Source organism: Herbaspirillum sp. CF444 (genome assembly GCF_000282135.1).
In the GTDB taxonomy this organism is placed as follows: domain Bacteria; phylum Pseudomonadota; class Gammaproteobacteria; order Burkholderiales; family Burkholderiaceae_D; genus Herbaspirillum.
Genome location: NZ_AKJW01000018.1, coordinates 54,534 through 68,323, shown reverse-complemented (window position 1 = coordinate 68,323; position 13,790 = coordinate 54,534). Strand labels below are relative to the sequence as shown.

Sequence of the window (13,790 nt, the reverse complement as noted above, 5' to 3'; positions counted from 1 at the left end):
GCATGAACCAACGCTTCCATACCTTCCGCATCGCCTCGCTGGCCTGGCCCATCCTGATCGGCCAACTGGCGCTGATCGCCAACGGCGTCATCGATACCGCCATGGTGTCGCGCTTTTCGGCGATGGACCTGGCCGCGCTGGCGCTGGGCGTATCGATCTACGTGAGCGTTTTCGTCGGCCTGTCGGGCGTATTGCAGGCGCTGTTGCCTATCATCGGCCAGCTCTACGGCGCGCGACGGCTGGAAGACATCGGCCGCGAAGTGAAGCAGGGATTGTGGCTGGCATTTTTCCTCAGCTGCGTCGGCTGCCTGGCGCTGCTGTTCTCTCCCGCTTTCCTGTCCTTCGCACAGGCTTCGCCCGAACTGGCGGAAAAGGCCACGCTCTACCTGCGCATCGAAGCGCTGGCGCTGCCGGCGACGCTGGGCTTTCGCGTCTATGCCGCGCTCAATACGGCGATCGCGCGTCCCAAGATGGTCATGGCGATCCAGATCGGCGCGCTGCTGCTGAAGATTCCCCTCAATGCCTGGTTCATCTTCGGCGGACTCGGCTTGCCGGCGTTCGGCGGTCCGGGCTGCGCCATCGCCACCAGCCTGATTGCGTGGCTGATGCTGCTGACCGGCTGGATGCTGGTGCGCAAGGCGCCGATCTATCGCGAACTGAAGGTCTTCGGCAGCGGTTTCATCAAACCGCAATGGGCGGCGCAGCGCAGCTTGCTGAAACTGGGCATTCCCATGGGCCTGAGCTATTTCATCGAAGTGACCGCCTTCACGCTGATGGCGATCTTCATCGCGCGCCTGGGCGCCGTCGCCGTGGCCGGGCACCAGATCACGGCCAACGTCGGCACGGTGCTGTACATGCTGCCGCTGTCGCTGGCGAATGCGACCGGCACGCTGGTGGCGCAAGCCATCGGTGCGCGCGACTGGCGCATGGCGAAAACCATTTCCCGCGCCGGCATCCGCCTGTCGGCCCTCCTGTCGGTGCTGATCGGCGTGGTGGTGTGGTTTGCGCGCGAGCACATCATCCGCGCCTATACGCCGGACGAGGTGATCATCGCGTCGGCGCTGCCCTTGTTTCTGTTCATCGCCTTCTATCAACTGTTCGACTCGTTGCAGGTAACGACGGCGTTCGTGCTGCGCGCCTATAAGGTGGCGGTGATCCCGACGGTGATTTATGCGGTGGCGCTATGGGGCGTGGGGCTGGGCGGGGGCTATGTGCTGGGATTGGATCCCTTCGGCTTTTCACCGGCCTGGCTGCACGGCGCTGCCGGCTTCTGGCTCGGCAACAGCGCCAGCCTGGGGCTGGTGGCTTTCTTTCTGATCTGGTATCTGCGCGTGGTGCAACGGCGCATCGCCAATTGATTTTCCGACGCCTGCTCAGGCGAAAGCGCGTCCCGGCCCCAGCAGTTGTTGCATGTCGACGGCCGCCGCGGGGCGGCCCAGCAGGAAGCCCTGCACCTGATCGCACTTGAGTTTCTGCAGCGCCTCGAGTTGCGCTTCGGTCTCCACCCCTTCCGCCACCACCTCCATGTTCAGGGCATGCGCCAGCGCAATGATCGCCGACACGATGGCCGGGCCGGAGTCGCCGCCCTGATCGAGGCGCGAGGTGAAGAAGCGATCGATCTTGATCTGGCGGCAGTGGAATTGCTGGAGGTAGGCGAGACTGGAATAACCCGCGCCGAAATCGTCGATGGCGATATCGAAGCCGAGCGTCTGCAGATCGGTGATGATGCGCGCGGACTTTTCGACGTTCTTCATTGCCGCCGTTTCCGTGATCTCGAACATCAGCCGCTGCGGCGCGATGCCGGCCTGGCCGACGATGGCGGTGACGCTATCGACCAGATCCGGACGCATCTGCAGCGGCGACAGATTCAGCGCCACTTTCACCGGCGGCAAACCTTGCGCGTCCCAGCGCACGATCTGCGCGCACACTTCTCGCAATACCCAGTCGCCGATGGGAATGATTTGCCCGGACCGTTCGGCGATCGGGATGAACTCGGTCGGGCTCATGCTGCCGAGCTCGGGATGATTCCAGCGCAGCAATGCTTCCACGCCTGTCAGCGTGCGCTGCCGGCCTTCGAATTTGGGTTGGAAATGCAGCGACAGCTGGTTGTGCTCCACCGCCTGCTGCAAGGCGTGACGGATGGTCAGGTGGCGCATCGCGCTGGCGTGCATGGCCGGCTCGAAGAAGCGATAGGTGTTGCGGCCGTTTTGCTTGGCTTCGTACATCGCCGCATCGGCATTTTTCATCAGCGCATCGACGGTCTCGCCGCTGTTCGGGTATACCGCGATGCCGATGCTCGACGTCACGCGCAGGGTCGCTTCGTCGACGCGAAAATCCTGGCGCAGCACGCTGAGGATGTTCTCGGATAAATTCTCCACCACCTCCGGCGACGCCAGGTTGCTCATCACCACCACGAACTCGTCGCCGCCGATGCGCGACACCATGTCTTCGCCGCGAATGCAGGCGCGAATGCGCTGGCCGACCGCAATCAGCAAACCGTCGCCGACCGCATGGCCGAGCGAGTCGTTGATCGCCTTGAAACCATCCAGGTCCATGAACAGCACCGCAAACGACAGGCCGCTGCGTTTGGAAACATGAATCGCGTGCTGGATGCGTTCGGCCAGCAAAGCGCGATTCGGCAAACCCGTCAGCACGTCGTGCGTGGCGAAATGCAGCAGCTTGTCATTGGTGCGGCCGACGATCTTCTTGAGCAATTTGGTCTTTTGCGCGCCGCTGAAAATCAACGCGGCGATCAGCACGAACAGCGTGCCGAGCAGCACCACGCTCATCAGATTGTCGCGATCCATATTACCGTAGGTGCCGCTGATGCTGTCCGGCGAGAAGTTTGCGGCCGCCATGTTCAGGCAGTGCATGAAGAAGATGCCGAGACCGAGCACCGCCGCCAGCGTGACGCGCTTCCAGAAATGATCGCTCTTGCGCGCATTGAGCGTATAGATAATCCAGATATTGAGTACGGCCACGGCCATCGTCAACAGCACCGACAGGATTTCCAGCCAGGGCGTGTAGCGCACTGCCGGCGTGATCTGCATGGAATGCAGACCGAGGTAATGCACCAGCGCCATGCCCGCGCCTAGCGCAATGCCGTCGCCCAGCATGCGCGTGCGGCGCAGGCGGCGTTGCGTGGCGCGCTGCAGGAGATAGAACGAGAGCGCGATGCACAGCAGCAGCGACAGCGTCGTCAGGAACGCGTTGTAACCGATATTGATCGGCAACTGGAACGCCAGCATGCCGGTGAAGTGCGTGGCCCACATGCCGACGCCGAACACCATCGCACCGCCGCCGAGCCACATGCGGCGATAGCGCGCGGTTTCCTGGGATGAAATGCGTTCGGCGATTTCCAATACCGTGTACGAAGCAAGCGTCGCAACGAATAGTGAAAAACCAATCAGCAAAAGGTTATAGGAGCCAGCCATGATCTGAAAAATTCGTCTGCATGTTCTTTACGAACCGCACCATCCAAACTGCCAGTGACGGAATGAATCTCGATAATTCACAACAACCAATGCCGCTCGATCCCATGCAACGCACAGGCATGCATCAGATTTTTTACGTATTCAAAGCGAGAGAAAAAGCGTCGCGGAAATACTATTGATTTGCTTTGATTCGCGCTTGAGTTTTCCGCGCGTTCTTGTCATCGTCATTTGCTGATTATTCATTCGGACGATCCGCGCAATCCCTTTATCCGCGCCTATTCTAGCCTGTCTCAACCAAAAAATCCCGGCTTCTTCCAGGGAGTTTTTTACATCGAAAGTTAACTGAATCTTTTAACAAGCTCTCAAAATTTTTTACTTGCTTCACGACATGACGCAATCCGACATTCGCCTCAGTAGCTTGCTCAGGAAAAACCTGTGCAGAAAGTTACGTTACCGGCCTGAAAGTCTTGCTGGGCATCATGTTGACAGATTCCGACACGTTACAATTGTTATCTATCAGTCAAGTTAAAAATAAGACAAGATAGACAAAACGACGCAACAATTTGCGGAGTTGATTATAAGTCACATCCTTCGCGTAATTATTCAGAAACGCAAACGTACCCATTTTTTAGCTGCTAGGCAGTAACTTCCAGTCATGGAAAACGCGAACGAAAAATTTGCAAAACGACTGCGCGCCTCGATGGAAAAAGCGGGATATGAGCCTAAACCTGCAGTCCTGGAACGCGAGTTCAATTTGCGCTATTGGGGAAAGCCGATGACGTTGCACGGTGTGCGTCGCTGGCTTCTCGGCGAGTCGATGCCGAATCAGGACAAGCTGGAGACGCTTGCCGAATGGCTGATTGTCACGCCGCAACACCTGCGCTTCGGTGAAGAGATCGGCAAACGCATCGACAAGCGCCGCGCTCGCTGGGAAGAAGCCATCGGCTACCGCGAACGGGAAGCTTTCGAAGCCTTCATCAATCTCCCCGCGCCGCAACGCAAAATCGTCAAGGAAGTGATCTTTGCCTTCGCGCAAGTTACTTCGCCTGCGGCAATAAAAGCTGCTCCAAAAACCAAAGCCTGATCGTCCATTTCCGATCGCTGTTTCAGCAACGGAACAAGATACGAGTGCAGCACTTTTGCTCGCTTGCATCGTTCGTTCAATTTGTTTGCCTGCATTGCCTGACTGACCGTCCGATATTGTCGCGCCAACTTACCTCGCAGCAATCTCCCCTGCGACTGCCGCGCAATGTTCCACCTGCTCCACGACCGCCTCGGGCACGGATTTTTCTCCCGCCAGCACAGCCTTGATCCAGCGCGCAGTCGCTTCCGCATCGCGGCCTTCGGGCAAGTCCGGGATATCTTCCGCCACCTTTTGCTTTTCCACCAACAGCGTGCGCTGCCCGGCATGGAACCAGTCGATCTGTTGCGCGCGCCGCGCGTTGGCGACCGTCTCGCCTTCGGTGCCGCGCATCAGGAATGCATCGCCGCGCGCATGCGGTGCAGCAGCAACGAAATAGGCCGCCAGCATCTCCAGATATTCGGGATGCGTGTAAGAGGTCAATCGCAATGCCGGACCGGCGAACGGCTGCATGATCTTGACCAGCGTATGCGTCGAGTTGCGCACGCCCAGCACGCGGCGCATCGCCAGCAAGCGCGCCATCTTCGGCGCCAGCGACTGGATCGGCATGAACGCCGGCTCGCCGCGCGCCAATGCCGCCTGCGCCTCTTCCACGCTCTTGGCGTGATGGATGCCGAGCGCTTCAAAAATCTCCGCACTGGTGACGCGCTGCGGATCATGCGTGACGCCATGCATGAGCACGGGCACGCCTTCACGCGCCAGCAGCAGCGCCAGCAACGGCGTCAGGTTGGCCATGTGACGCGAACCGTTGTAGCTGGGGATGATGACCGGCGCGTATTTACCCGGCGGCGCCTGCAGCGGCGTGAACGAGGCTTCGGATGCATCGAGGAAGCCGGCGATCTCTTCCACCGATTCTCCCTTGACGCGCATGGACAGCAGAATCGCGCCCAGCTCAAGATCGCTGACGCGGCCGTCCAGCATCGCGCCGTACAGCTGCGCCGCATCCTCGCGCGACAGACTGCGCGCGCCGTCCTTGCCACGGCCGATTTCCTTGATGAAGCGAGCCGCGGCCAGCATTTCTACGCCTGTGTCCTTTGCATCCGTCATGGTTTACTCTCGTCCATTGCTCTCATTTTTCATGTGCGCAAGGGTACACCAAGCACGATTCATTGTCCGCTGCCGGGGCGGCAGGCGCCTTTCCTTTACAATAGCGCCTTCGGACGCATCAGCGTTCTCACTGTTTTCCCTGCTGCAATGATAGTTCTCGGTGTCGAATCTTCCTGCGATGAAACCGGCCTGGCGTTATACGACACGCAAAAAGGCCTGCTCGCCCACGCCCTGCATTCGCAAATCGCGATGCACGAGGAATACGGCGGCGTCGTCCCCGAGCTGGCCTCGCGCGATCACGTGCGGCGCGCCATTCCTTTGCTAAGGCAGGTATTCGAAAAAAGCGGCATCGCCCGCAACGATATCGACGCCATCGCCTACACGCAAGGTCCCGGCTTGGCCGGCGCGCTGCTGGTCGGCGCGTCGGTAGCGTGCGGACTTGCTCTGTCGCTGGACAAGCCGGTGGTCGGCGTGCATCACCTGGAAGGCCATTTGCTGTCGCCGCTGCTGTCGTCCAATCCGCCGCAATTTCCATTCGTTGCCTTGCTCGTGTCGGGCGGTCACACGCAATTGATGCGCGTGGACGGCGTCGGTCGATATGAACTGCTCGGCGAAACGCTCGACGACGCCGCCGGCGAAGCCTTCGACAAATCGGCCAAGCTGCTCGGCCTCGGCTATCCGGGCGGACCGGCGATTTCGCGACTGGCGGAATTCGGCGACCCCGGCGCATATCAGTTGCCGCGTCCGATGCTGCACTCCAAGAACTTCGACTTCAGCTTTTCCGGCCTCAAGACCGCCGTCCTGACCGTCGTCAAGAACCAGACCACCAACATCTGCGAACAGGACAAGGCCAACATCGCGCGCGCCTTCGTCGACGCCATCGTCGACGTGCTGGTCGCCAAGTGCATGAATGCGCTCAAGCACACCGGCATGAAGCGCCTGGTGATCGCCGGCGGCGTCGGCGCCAACAAGCAGTTGCGCGAGGCCCTGAACGCTGCGGCGGCAAAGCGCCGCTATCAGGTGTTTTATCCGGAGCTGGAGTTCTGCACCGACAACGGCGCGATGATCGCCTTCGCCGGCGCCATGCGCTTGCAGGAACACCCCGAAGCCGCCAAACGCGATTATGCCTTCAGCGTGCGACCGCGCTGGCCGCTGGATGAACTGCGTATCCAGGCCTGAATCGGATTCTTTGGCGCATGAAAAAAGCCCGGCATGAACCGGGCTTTTTCACATCCGGGGAAACATTTACTTCTTCTTCGAACCGATCTTGCTTTCCTTGCCGGCCAGCAGATTGGCGATGTTCTTGCGATGGCGATAGATCAGCAAGGCGCTCATTGCCAGCACCGCCAGCAGGATGCCGTCGGCGCTGCCGAACAGCAAGCCGTAATAGAACGGTGCAAACACGCTGGCGATCAGCGCCGCCAGCGAGGAGTAACGGAAGGCGTAGGCGATCACCAGCCAGGTCACCAACGTTGCGACGCCGAGCCAGACATTGAGCGCCAGCAGGATGCCCAGCGCGGTCGCCACGCCCTTGCCGCCGACGAAGCGGAAGAACACCGGCCACAGGTGACCCAAGAAGACCGCGATCGTCACCAGCGCGATGCCGGTGTCGTCGACGCCGTATTGCGGACCGAACTTCATGGCCAGCCAGACTGCCAGCCAGCCTTTGAAACCGTCGCCGATCAGGGTCAGTACGGCGGCTTTCTTGTTGCCGCTGCGCAGGACGTTGGTAGCGCCCGGATTCTTGGAACCGTAGGTGCGCGGATCGGACAAGCCGAAGGCCTTGCTCACGACGACCGCGAAGGAAATGGAGCCGATCAGGTAGGCTGCAATTGCAAACAATACTGTATTCATCTGTTCCTCTTTTACTCTCTTGTTTTCTTCTCTATGCCGCCTCTGTATTGCAGCGGCTTTGGATTGCTTATTCTTCCAGCGCGCAGTGTACAGGTTTGCCGGGCAAGACCTTGACGATCACTTCCGGTGCGATGCCGATCAGGAAACCGCGACGCCCGCCATTGATGTAAATCTTCGGCAATTCAAGGATGCTGCCTTCGACATACACCGGCATGGCCTTGCGCGTGCCGAACGGCGAGGTGCCGCCGATCAGGAAACCCGAATGGCGGTTGGCCACCTCGGGCTTGCAGGGCTCCACCGACTTGCAGCCGATCTGGCGCGCCAGGTTCTTGGTCGAGACTTTGCGGTCGCCGTGCATCAGCACCAGCATGGGCTTGGCGGCCTCGTCCTGCATCACCAGCGTCTTGACCACGCTGTGCTCGTCCACGCCCAGTTCGCGCGCCGACACGCTGGTGCCGCCGTGCTCTTCGTAAGCGTAAGGATGTTCGGTAAAGGCAACGCCCTGCTTGCGCAGGAACTGCGTGGCGGGAGTTTCGGAGATGTGGTCTTTTCTGGAGCTCATTTAATACGCTTGCGGAACCCTGAGTTGGCGCACATTATGCCACCACTTTTACCGCTGACCGCTCAACCACGAGGATGATGTTCGGCGTGCAGTTTTTTCAGCCGCTCGCGCGCCACGTGGGTATAGATCTGGGTGGTGGAAATATCCGCATGTCCCAGCAGCAACTGCACCACGCGCAAATCGGCGCCGTGGTTCAGCAGATGCGTGGCGAAGGCGTGGCGCAAGGTGTGCGGCGACAACGGTGCGCGGATGTCGCCTTGCAACGCGTATTTCTTGATCAGCGTCCAGAACATCTGGCGCGTCATGGCGCCGCCGCGCGCGGTGACGAACAAGGCGTCGTCGATCTGGCCTTCCAGGATCTGCGGACGGCCGTCGCGCAGGTAGCGCTCGATCCAGCTGCGCGCTTCTTCGCCGAAAGGCACGAGGCGCGTTTTATTGCCCTTGCCGGTGATGCGCAGCACGCCCTCGTTCATGCCGACTTCCACCGACTTGAGCAACACCAGCTCCGACACGCGCAAGCCGCTGGCGTACATCAGCTCCAGCATGGTCCGGTCGCGCAGGCCCAGCGGCGTGGATACGTCCGGCGCCGCCAGCAGGGCCTCGACCTGGCCTTCCGACAGCACCTTGGGAAAACGCGGCGGCTGCTTGGCCGAGCGCAGGCGCAGGCAGGGATCTTCGGTGATGCGATTCTGGCGCAGCGCCAGCAGGAAGAAACGCTTGAGCACCGCCAGCCGGCGATTGGCCGAGCTGGGCTTGGTGTCGGCATGGCGCGCGGCGAAATAGGCGTTGAGGTCGTCCGCGGTTGTGGCCAGCAAATCCTTGTGGCGCTGCGTCTGCAGCCAGTGTGCGAACAGCGTCATGTCGCGCCGGTAAGCTTCCAGCGAATTCTTGGCGAGACCGTCTTCCAGCCACAAGGTGTCGCAAAACTCGTCGATGGCGGCCAGGCTGGCGCCGGTGGCCTCGACCTTGGGCGCCTTGCCGGCGGCTGTCTTGCGCGATTTCGACGCGGGCTTGGCGGTCTGGGCAGGCTTGGCGGATTTGCGGGGCTTGACGGTCTTGTCTGCTTCAGTAGCCATCGACGCCTTCGTGCGCCAGCAGCCAGCGCTTCACGCTCAGGGGAAAACCGTCCTCATCGTCATGATGCGAAAAGCCCCCCAATCCGCCCGATGCGGTCACGCGATGACAGGGAACGACCAATGGAAACCAGTTGGCGCCGCAGGCCTGTCCGACTGCACGCGGCGCCGACTGGATGAACTTGGCGATCTGGCCGTAGGTGCGCACTTCGCCACGGGGAATCGACGAAATCGCCGTCCAGACCTTGCGCTGGAATTCCGAACCGACCTCGGCCAGCGGCAATTTGAACTTGTAGTCCGGCTTGTCGATGTAACGCAGAATCTGCTTCGCGGCCTTGTCGGCCAGCGCATCGGTGGCGTCTTTTTCGCGGAAGTGCTTGGGCAGGTACACCATTTCCAGAATCACGCCCGCCGAGGTGCGAATGCCGACCCCGCCGAACGGTACGTGTACGATGGCAGAAAAAATATCGCCCGCCTGGGTATTCTTCATCATTCAGACATAAAAATGGAATACGCTATTTAAGCACATCGTCGCCGGTCCCTGCCAATCCAACAGAAGAACACTACGCCCATGCCAGTCAGCCACGCCGATCACCTTGTCATCACCGCCCCGACGCTCGCCGAGGGGGTCGCCTACATCGAGCAAACGCTGGGCGTCTCGCCGCGGGCCGGCGGCGAACATGCCCGCATCGGCACCCATAATGCCCTGCTGAAACTGGGACGCGGATTTTATCTGGAAGTGATTGCCGTCAACCCGTCGGCGCCGCCGGCGGAACGCGCCCGCTGGTTCGGCCTGGATCATCTGCCCGCCGGCAGCAAGCCGCGCCTGGCGAGCTGGGTGGTGCGCACCGACGACATCGATGCCGCCGCAGCGGCTTCCGAAATCCCGCTCGGCCCGGTCGAAGACATGAGCCGCGGCGCGCTGCAGTGGCGCATCACCATTCCCCTTGACGGCAAACCGGTGATGAACGGCGTCATGCCCAGCCTGATTCAATGGAACACCTCCAGCCATCCGACCGACGACATGCCGGACCAGGGCTGCTCGCTGGTGAAGCTGGAAGGTTTCCATCCCGAGGCCGACGTCATCACCGAAAACCTCAAGCTGATCGGCCTGCAAAGCCACGTCGCCATGCATCGCCCGGCGCCGGGCCAGACGCCGCACCTGCTGGCGCTGATACAGACCCCGACCGGAATGCATCCGCTCGGCCTGTCGGGATGAATGCCGACGCTGCCTGGCGACAAATCCGGCCCCGGAAATAAAAAAGGCGCATCTCGCGATGCGCCTCAAACTAACCCCTGTGCGTTCCGGCCGTTTCAACAGTCTCTTGAACCCACGTCTCCTCAGTATCCTCGGTATTAATACCGTTTGTTATGTATCACCCACTTTAAATTCCGTTTTTTAAAGCATGACCGACAACAACATCGTTACTAAGCTGCGACTAAAAATTCCGATGTCTTTTCAGACGAAGGTCGCACTTTAACAGTACTTGTCCCGCATTAAAAGTACTTTTTGCGCAAATCGAAAACATACTTTTTGGCAATATTTCAAAAAAACAAACTCGCCGCCGGAAGCCGCCATCCGCAGGCTCCGGCGGCATTTTGTCAGTCAAACACCAGATTCGGCAACCACAGCGAAATCTGCGGCACATAGGTCACCAGGGCCAGGAACGCCAGCATCGTCAGCAGCCACGGCATGACCGCCACGGTCAGCTCGGTGATGCCCATCTTGGTGATGCCGGACGCCACGTACAAATTCAGGCCTACCGGCGGATGGCACATGCCGACTTCCATGTTGACCACGATCAGGATGCCGAAGTGCACCGGATCGATGCCCAGCTTCATCGCCACCGGGAACAGGATAGGCGCCATGATCAGCACGATCGACGACGGCTCCATCACGTTGCCGGCCAGCAGCAGCAGCACGTTCACCACCAGCAGGAAAGCGATCGGCCCCAGGCCGCTGTCGGTGATCATCGCCGCCATCGCCTGCGGAATGTTTTCGCTGGTCACCAGGAAGGAGAACAGCACCGCGTTGGTGATGATATAGAGCAGCATCGCCGACATCGAAGCGGAATCCAGCAAGACCTTGGGCACCTTGCTCAGGCTCATGTCCTTGTAGACGAACACCGCAATGATGAACGCATACACCGCCGCCATCGCGGCCGCTTCCGTCGGCGTGAACACGCCGCTATAGATCCCGCCCATCACGATGACGATCAGGAACAGGCCCCAGAAACTCTTGCGAAAAGCCACCGCGCGCTCGGCCCAGCTTGCCTTCGGCAGACGCGGATAGTTGTGCTTGCGCGCCAGGTACCAGGTCGTCAGGCCGAGCAGGAACGCCAGCATCAGGCCCGGCACGACGCCGGCCATGAACAGCTTTCCCACCGAAGTATTGGTCGACACCGAATACATCACCATCACGATCGACGGCGGGATCAGGATGCCCAATGCCCCCGAGGTGGTGATGACGCCGGCGCCGAACTTGTTCGGGAAGCCCTGGCGCACCATCGCCGGCAGGATGATCGAGCCGATCGCCACCACGGTTGCCGGCGACGAGCCGGATACCGCGGCGAACAAGGCGCATGCCATGACGCCGGCCAGCGCCAGGCCGCCGTGCCAGTGACCGACCATGGAGGTGGCGAAGTTGATCATGCGGCGCGCCACGCCGCCGTGCGTCAGGAAATTGCCGGCCAGGATGAAGAACGGAATCGCCATGATTTCGAACTTCTCGATTCCGGTGAACAACTTCAATGCCACCGACTGGATCGGCACGTCCGTCATCGTGAACAGGAAGGTCAAGACGGTCAGGCCGAGCGAAATCGAGACCGGCATGCCGGTCAGCATCAGGCCGAACAGCAGGATGAAAATGATGGCTGCGTTCATGCTTTTCCTCCGCTGATTTCTTCGTCCAGACCTTCGACGTAGGTATGGTCGTGCTTGGGCAATTCACCGGTCTTGATGAAGGCCCAGGCCACCTGGAGGAAACGGAAGCACATCAGGTAAGAACCCAGGGGAACGCACATGTAGACCATCCACATCGGCAGCTCCAGGACTTCGGAGGTGCTCGAATGCTGGCTGATTTCCCAGACGAACTCGGCGCCCAGCGTGCCGACGATGCCGGTGAACAAGGCGCCGGCCAGCAGTCCGAACACCACGAACTTGCTGCGCCATGGCGCGCTCATGCGATTGATCAGCACGTCGACGCCGACGTGGATGCCGGTGCGCACGCCGTAAGCCGCACCGAACTTGGCCATCCATACGAACATGTAGATGCACAGCTCCTGCGCCCAGCTGGTGTTCAACTGGATCAGTTCGTCCTGCAGCCAGGGAATCGGCAAACCGGAGGCATAGCGGTGCACCACCGCGATGAAGATGATGACGGTCGCCGTCGCCATCAGCGTTGCAATGATCCACTCTTCCAAGTGGTCGAGAAATTTCAGCATCGTGTCTCCTCAGTGGGGGAAGTAAAACTTGCCCTTCCCTGTCAGTATTTTTTCCCGGCGCAGGGCAATGCCCTGCGCCGGCAGTTCTTGGAACATTCTTATTTCTGACCCGATTTACGACTTACTTCTGACCCAGCGCAGCCGCTTCCTTGTTCACTGCCGCGATCAGGTCCTTACCGATACGGTCGGCCATTTGCGCTTGCACCGGCGCCAGGGCTTTGCGCCATTCGACTTTTTCCTTGTCGTTGAGGCGATAGATCGTAGTTTTGCCGGTCTTTTGCACGGCGGCCAGCGCTGAATCGTTTTCTTGCTGCGCAATGGCATTGGCGTACTTGGTGGCGTCCTTCATCGCGCCTTCGAGCGCGGTGCGGATGTCAGGCGGCAAGCCGTCCCAGAACTTCTTGTTGACGATGACCGCATAACCCAGGTAGCCGTGATCGGAGACGGTCACGTGCTTCTGCACCTCATGCATCTTCTGGGTATAGAGGTTCGATGGCGGATTCTCGGTGCCGTCGACCACGCCGGTCTGCAACGCCTGATACACCTCGGAGAAGGCCAGCACTTGCGGATTCGCGCCCAGCGCGCGCATCTGCGCGTCGAGCACCTTGGACGACTGGATGCGCATCTTCAGGCCGCGAAAATCAGCCGGCACGTGCAGCGGCTTGTTGGCCGACATGACCTTGAAACCGTTGTCCCAGTATGCCAGGCCGGTGATGCCCTTCGGCTCCAGCTTCTTGAACAGGTCTTTGCCGATCGGGCCTTCGGTCACGCGATACAGCACTTCCTTGTTCGGGAAAATATAGGGCAGGTCGAAGACTTCGAATTCCTTCACGCCCAAGGGACCGAACTTGGCCAGCGACGGCGCCAGCATCTGCACGGCGCCCAGTTGCAGCGCTTCCAGTTCTTCCTTGTCCTTGTAAAGCGTGCTGTTCGGATAGACCTCGATCTTCACGCGGCCTTTGGTGGCTTTCTCGGCCAGCTCCTTGAAGCGTTCGGCGGCCTTGCCTTTGGGCGTGTCGTTGGCGACGACGTGACTGAATTTAATCAGAATGGGCGCTTGCGCGAATGCATTGCCGGCAATGATGGTTGCCGCGGAAAGCGCAAATACCAACGATTTGAGTTTCATTGTTGTCCCCTTTTATGGTTATAGAAATAGGTAGCCGCAATTCTGACTTGAGCGCATTTTGCCATGAAGAAATCACCCCACAAGTGTGGATAACCACAATCTGCATGATG

At 60.0% G+C, this 13,790-nt stretch carries 13 protein-coding genes; 4 read left to right on the top strand and 9 right to left on the bottom strand.

All coding sequences use genetic code 11. The features are described from left to right. Nucleotides 1–2: 2 nt before the first annotated feature. The gene (locus PMI16_RS03895) at nucleotides 3–1,358 is read left to right on the top strand and encodes an MATE family efflux transporter (RefSeq protein ID WP_007876622.1); all 1,356 of its coding nucleotides are present in this window, start codon (nucleotides 3–5) and stop codon (nucleotides 1,356–1,358) included. 15 nt (nucleotides 1,359–1,373) lie between these two features. Here the strand turns inward: PMI16_RS03895 and PMI16_RS03890 are convergent, their stop codons facing one another. Further along, entirely contained in the window at nucleotides 1,374–3,434 is a 2,061-nt protein-coding gene (locus tag PMI16_RS03890; RefSeq protein ID WP_007876620.1) for a putative bifunctional diguanylate cyclase/phosphodiesterase, read from the bottom strand. 655 nt (nucleotides 3,435–4,089) lie between these two features. Between PMI16_RS03890 and PMI16_RS03885 the strand changes: the two genes are divergently transcribed. Continuing rightward, the gene (locus PMI16_RS03885) at nucleotides 4,090–4,518 is read left to right on the top strand and encodes a hypothetical protein (RefSeq protein ID WP_007876618.1); all 429 of its coding nucleotides are present in this window, start codon (nucleotides 4,090–4,092) and stop codon (nucleotides 4,516–4,518) included. Nucleotides 4,519–4,647: 129 nt separating this feature from the next. On the opposite strand, the gene ybiB is transcribed toward PMI16_RS03885, so the two are convergent. Beyond that, the gene (gene ybiB / locus PMI16_RS03880; RefSeq protein ID WP_007876616.1) at nucleotides 4,648–5,622 is read right to left on the bottom strand and encodes a DNA-binding protein YbiB; all 975 of its coding nucleotides are present in this window, start codon (nucleotides 5,620–5,622) and stop codon (nucleotides 4,648–4,650) included. Nucleotides 5,623–5,769: 147 nt separating this feature from the next. Between ybiB and tsaD the strand changes: the two genes are divergently transcribed. Then, nucleotides 5,770–6,801: a tRNA (adenosine(37)-N6)-threonylcarbamoyltransferase complex transferase subunit TsaD gene (gene tsaD / locus PMI16_RS03875; RefSeq protein WP_007876615.1), complete on the top strand. Its 1,032-nt coding sequence runs from the start codon at nucleotides 5,770–5,772 to the stop codon at nucleotides 6,799–6,801. Between the two features lie 66 nt (nucleotides 6,802–6,867). On the opposite strand, the gene plsY is transcribed toward tsaD, so the two are convergent. The 4 genes from plsY to PMI16_RS03855 form a co-directional block, all read right to left on the bottom strand. Beyond that, a complete protein-coding gene (gene plsY, locus PMI16_RS03870; RefSeq protein WP_007876612.1) occupies nucleotides 6,868–7,476 on the bottom strand; it encodes a glycerol-3-phosphate 1-O-acyltransferase PlsY in 609 nt (202 codons plus the stop codon). Nucleotides 7,477–7,543: 67 nt separating this feature from the next. After that, nucleotides 7,544–8,038, bottom strand: a complete 495-nt coding sequence (gene ybaK / locus PMI16_RS03865; protein ID WP_007876610.1) for a Cys-tRNA(Pro) deacylase — start codon at nucleotides 8,036–8,038, stop codon at nucleotides 7,544–7,546. Nucleotides 8,039–8,100: 62 nt separating this feature from the next. Continuing rightward, complete coding sequence (gene xerD / locus PMI16_RS03860) at nucleotides 8,101–9,114, bottom strand: site-specific tyrosine recombinase XerD (RefSeq protein ID WP_007876609.1); 1,014 nt, start codon at nucleotides 9,112–9,114, stop codon at nucleotides 8,101–8,103. Next, nucleotides 9,104–9,601 carry a methylated-DNA--[protein]-cysteine S-methyltransferase gene (locus PMI16_RS03855; protein WP_007876608.1) on the bottom strand — a complete coding sequence of 166 codons (498 nt, stop codon included), beginning with the start codon at nucleotides 9,599–9,601 and terminating at the stop codon, nucleotides 9,104–9,106. Before PMI16_RS03855 ends, xerD begins: the two co-directional genes overlap by 11 nt. Nucleotides 9,602–9,682: 81 nt before the next feature. On the opposite strand from PMI16_RS03855, the gene PMI16_RS03850 reads away from it, so the two are divergent. Then, on the top strand, nucleotides 9,683–10,330 hold the full coding sequence (locus PMI16_RS03850) for a VOC family protein (protein WP_007876607.1): 648 nt from the start codon (nucleotides 9,683–9,685) through the stop codon (nucleotides 10,328–10,330). 383 nt (nucleotides 10,331–10,713) lie between these two features. Here the strand turns inward: PMI16_RS03850 and PMI16_RS03845 are convergent, their stop codons facing one another. The 3 genes from PMI16_RS03845 to PMI16_RS03835 form a co-directional block, all read right to left on the bottom strand. Beyond that, a complete protein-coding gene (locus tag PMI16_RS03845; protein ID WP_007876606.1) occupies nucleotides 10,714–11,994 on the bottom strand; it encodes a TRAP transporter large permease in 1,281 nt (426 codons plus the stop codon). Beyond that, entirely contained in the window at nucleotides 11,991–12,551 is a 561-nt protein-coding gene (locus PMI16_RS03840) for a TRAP transporter small permease (protein WP_193365716.1), read from the bottom strand. Before PMI16_RS03840 ends, PMI16_RS03845 begins: the two co-directional genes overlap by 4 nt. Before the next feature lie 124 nt (nucleotides 12,552–12,675). Continuing rightward, nucleotides 12,676–13,680 (bottom strand): TRAP transporter substrate-binding protein, encoded by a 1,005-nt coding sequence (locus PMI16_RS03835; protein ID WP_007876604.1) that lies wholly within the window; start codon nucleotides 13,678–13,680, stop codon nucleotides 12,676–12,678. Between the last annotated feature and the right edge of the window lie 110 nt (nucleotides 13,681–13,790).

Bases quoted from the DNA above. Each gene is read 5' to 3' on its own strand.
- PMI16_RS03850 (WP_007876607.1), top strand. From the start codon at position 9,683: ATGCCAGTCAGCCACGCCGATCACCTTGTCATCACCGCCCCGACGCTC.
- tsaD (WP_007876615.1), top strand. From the start codon at position 5,770: ATGATAGTTCTCGGTGTCGAATCTTCCTGCGATGAAACCGGCCTGGCG.
- PMI16_RS03835 (WP_007876604.1), bottom strand. From the start codon at position 13,680: ATGAAACTCAAATCGTTGGTATTTGCGCTTTCCGCGGCAACCATCATT.
- PMI16_RS03855 (WP_007876608.1), bottom strand. From the start codon at position 9,601: ATGAAGAATACCCAGGCGGGCGATATTTTTTCTGCCATCGTACACGTA.
- PMI16_RS03890 (WP_007876620.1), bottom strand. From the start codon at position 3,434: ATGGCTGGCTCCTATAACCTTTTGCTGATTGGTTTTTCACTATTCGTT.
- PMI16_RS03845 (WP_007876606.1), bottom strand. From the start codon at position 11,994: ATGAACGCAGCCATCATTTTCATCCTGCTGTTCGGCCTGATGCTGACC.
- ybiB (WP_007876616.1), bottom strand. From the start codon at position 5,622: ATGACGGATGCAAAGGACACAGGCGTAGAAATGCTGGCCGCGGCTCGC.
- ybaK (WP_007876610.1), bottom strand. From the start codon at position 8,038: ATGAGCTCCAGAAAAGACCACATCTCCGAAACTCCCGCCACGCAGTTC.
- PMI16_RS03895 (WP_007876622.1), top strand. From the start codon at position 3: ATGAACCAACGCTTCCATACCTTCCGCATCGCCTCGCTGGCCTGGCCC.
- plsY (WP_007876612.1), bottom strand. From the start codon at position 7,476: ATGAATACAGTATTGTTTGCAATTGCAGCCTACCTGATCGGCTCCATT.
- PMI16_RS03885 (WP_007876618.1), top strand. From the start codon at position 4,090: ATGGAAAACGCGAACGAAAAATTTGCAAAACGACTGCGCGCCTCGATG.
- xerD (WP_007876609.1), bottom strand. From the start codon at position 9,114: ATGGCTACTGAAGCAGACAAGACCGTCAAGCCCCGCAAATCCGCCAAG.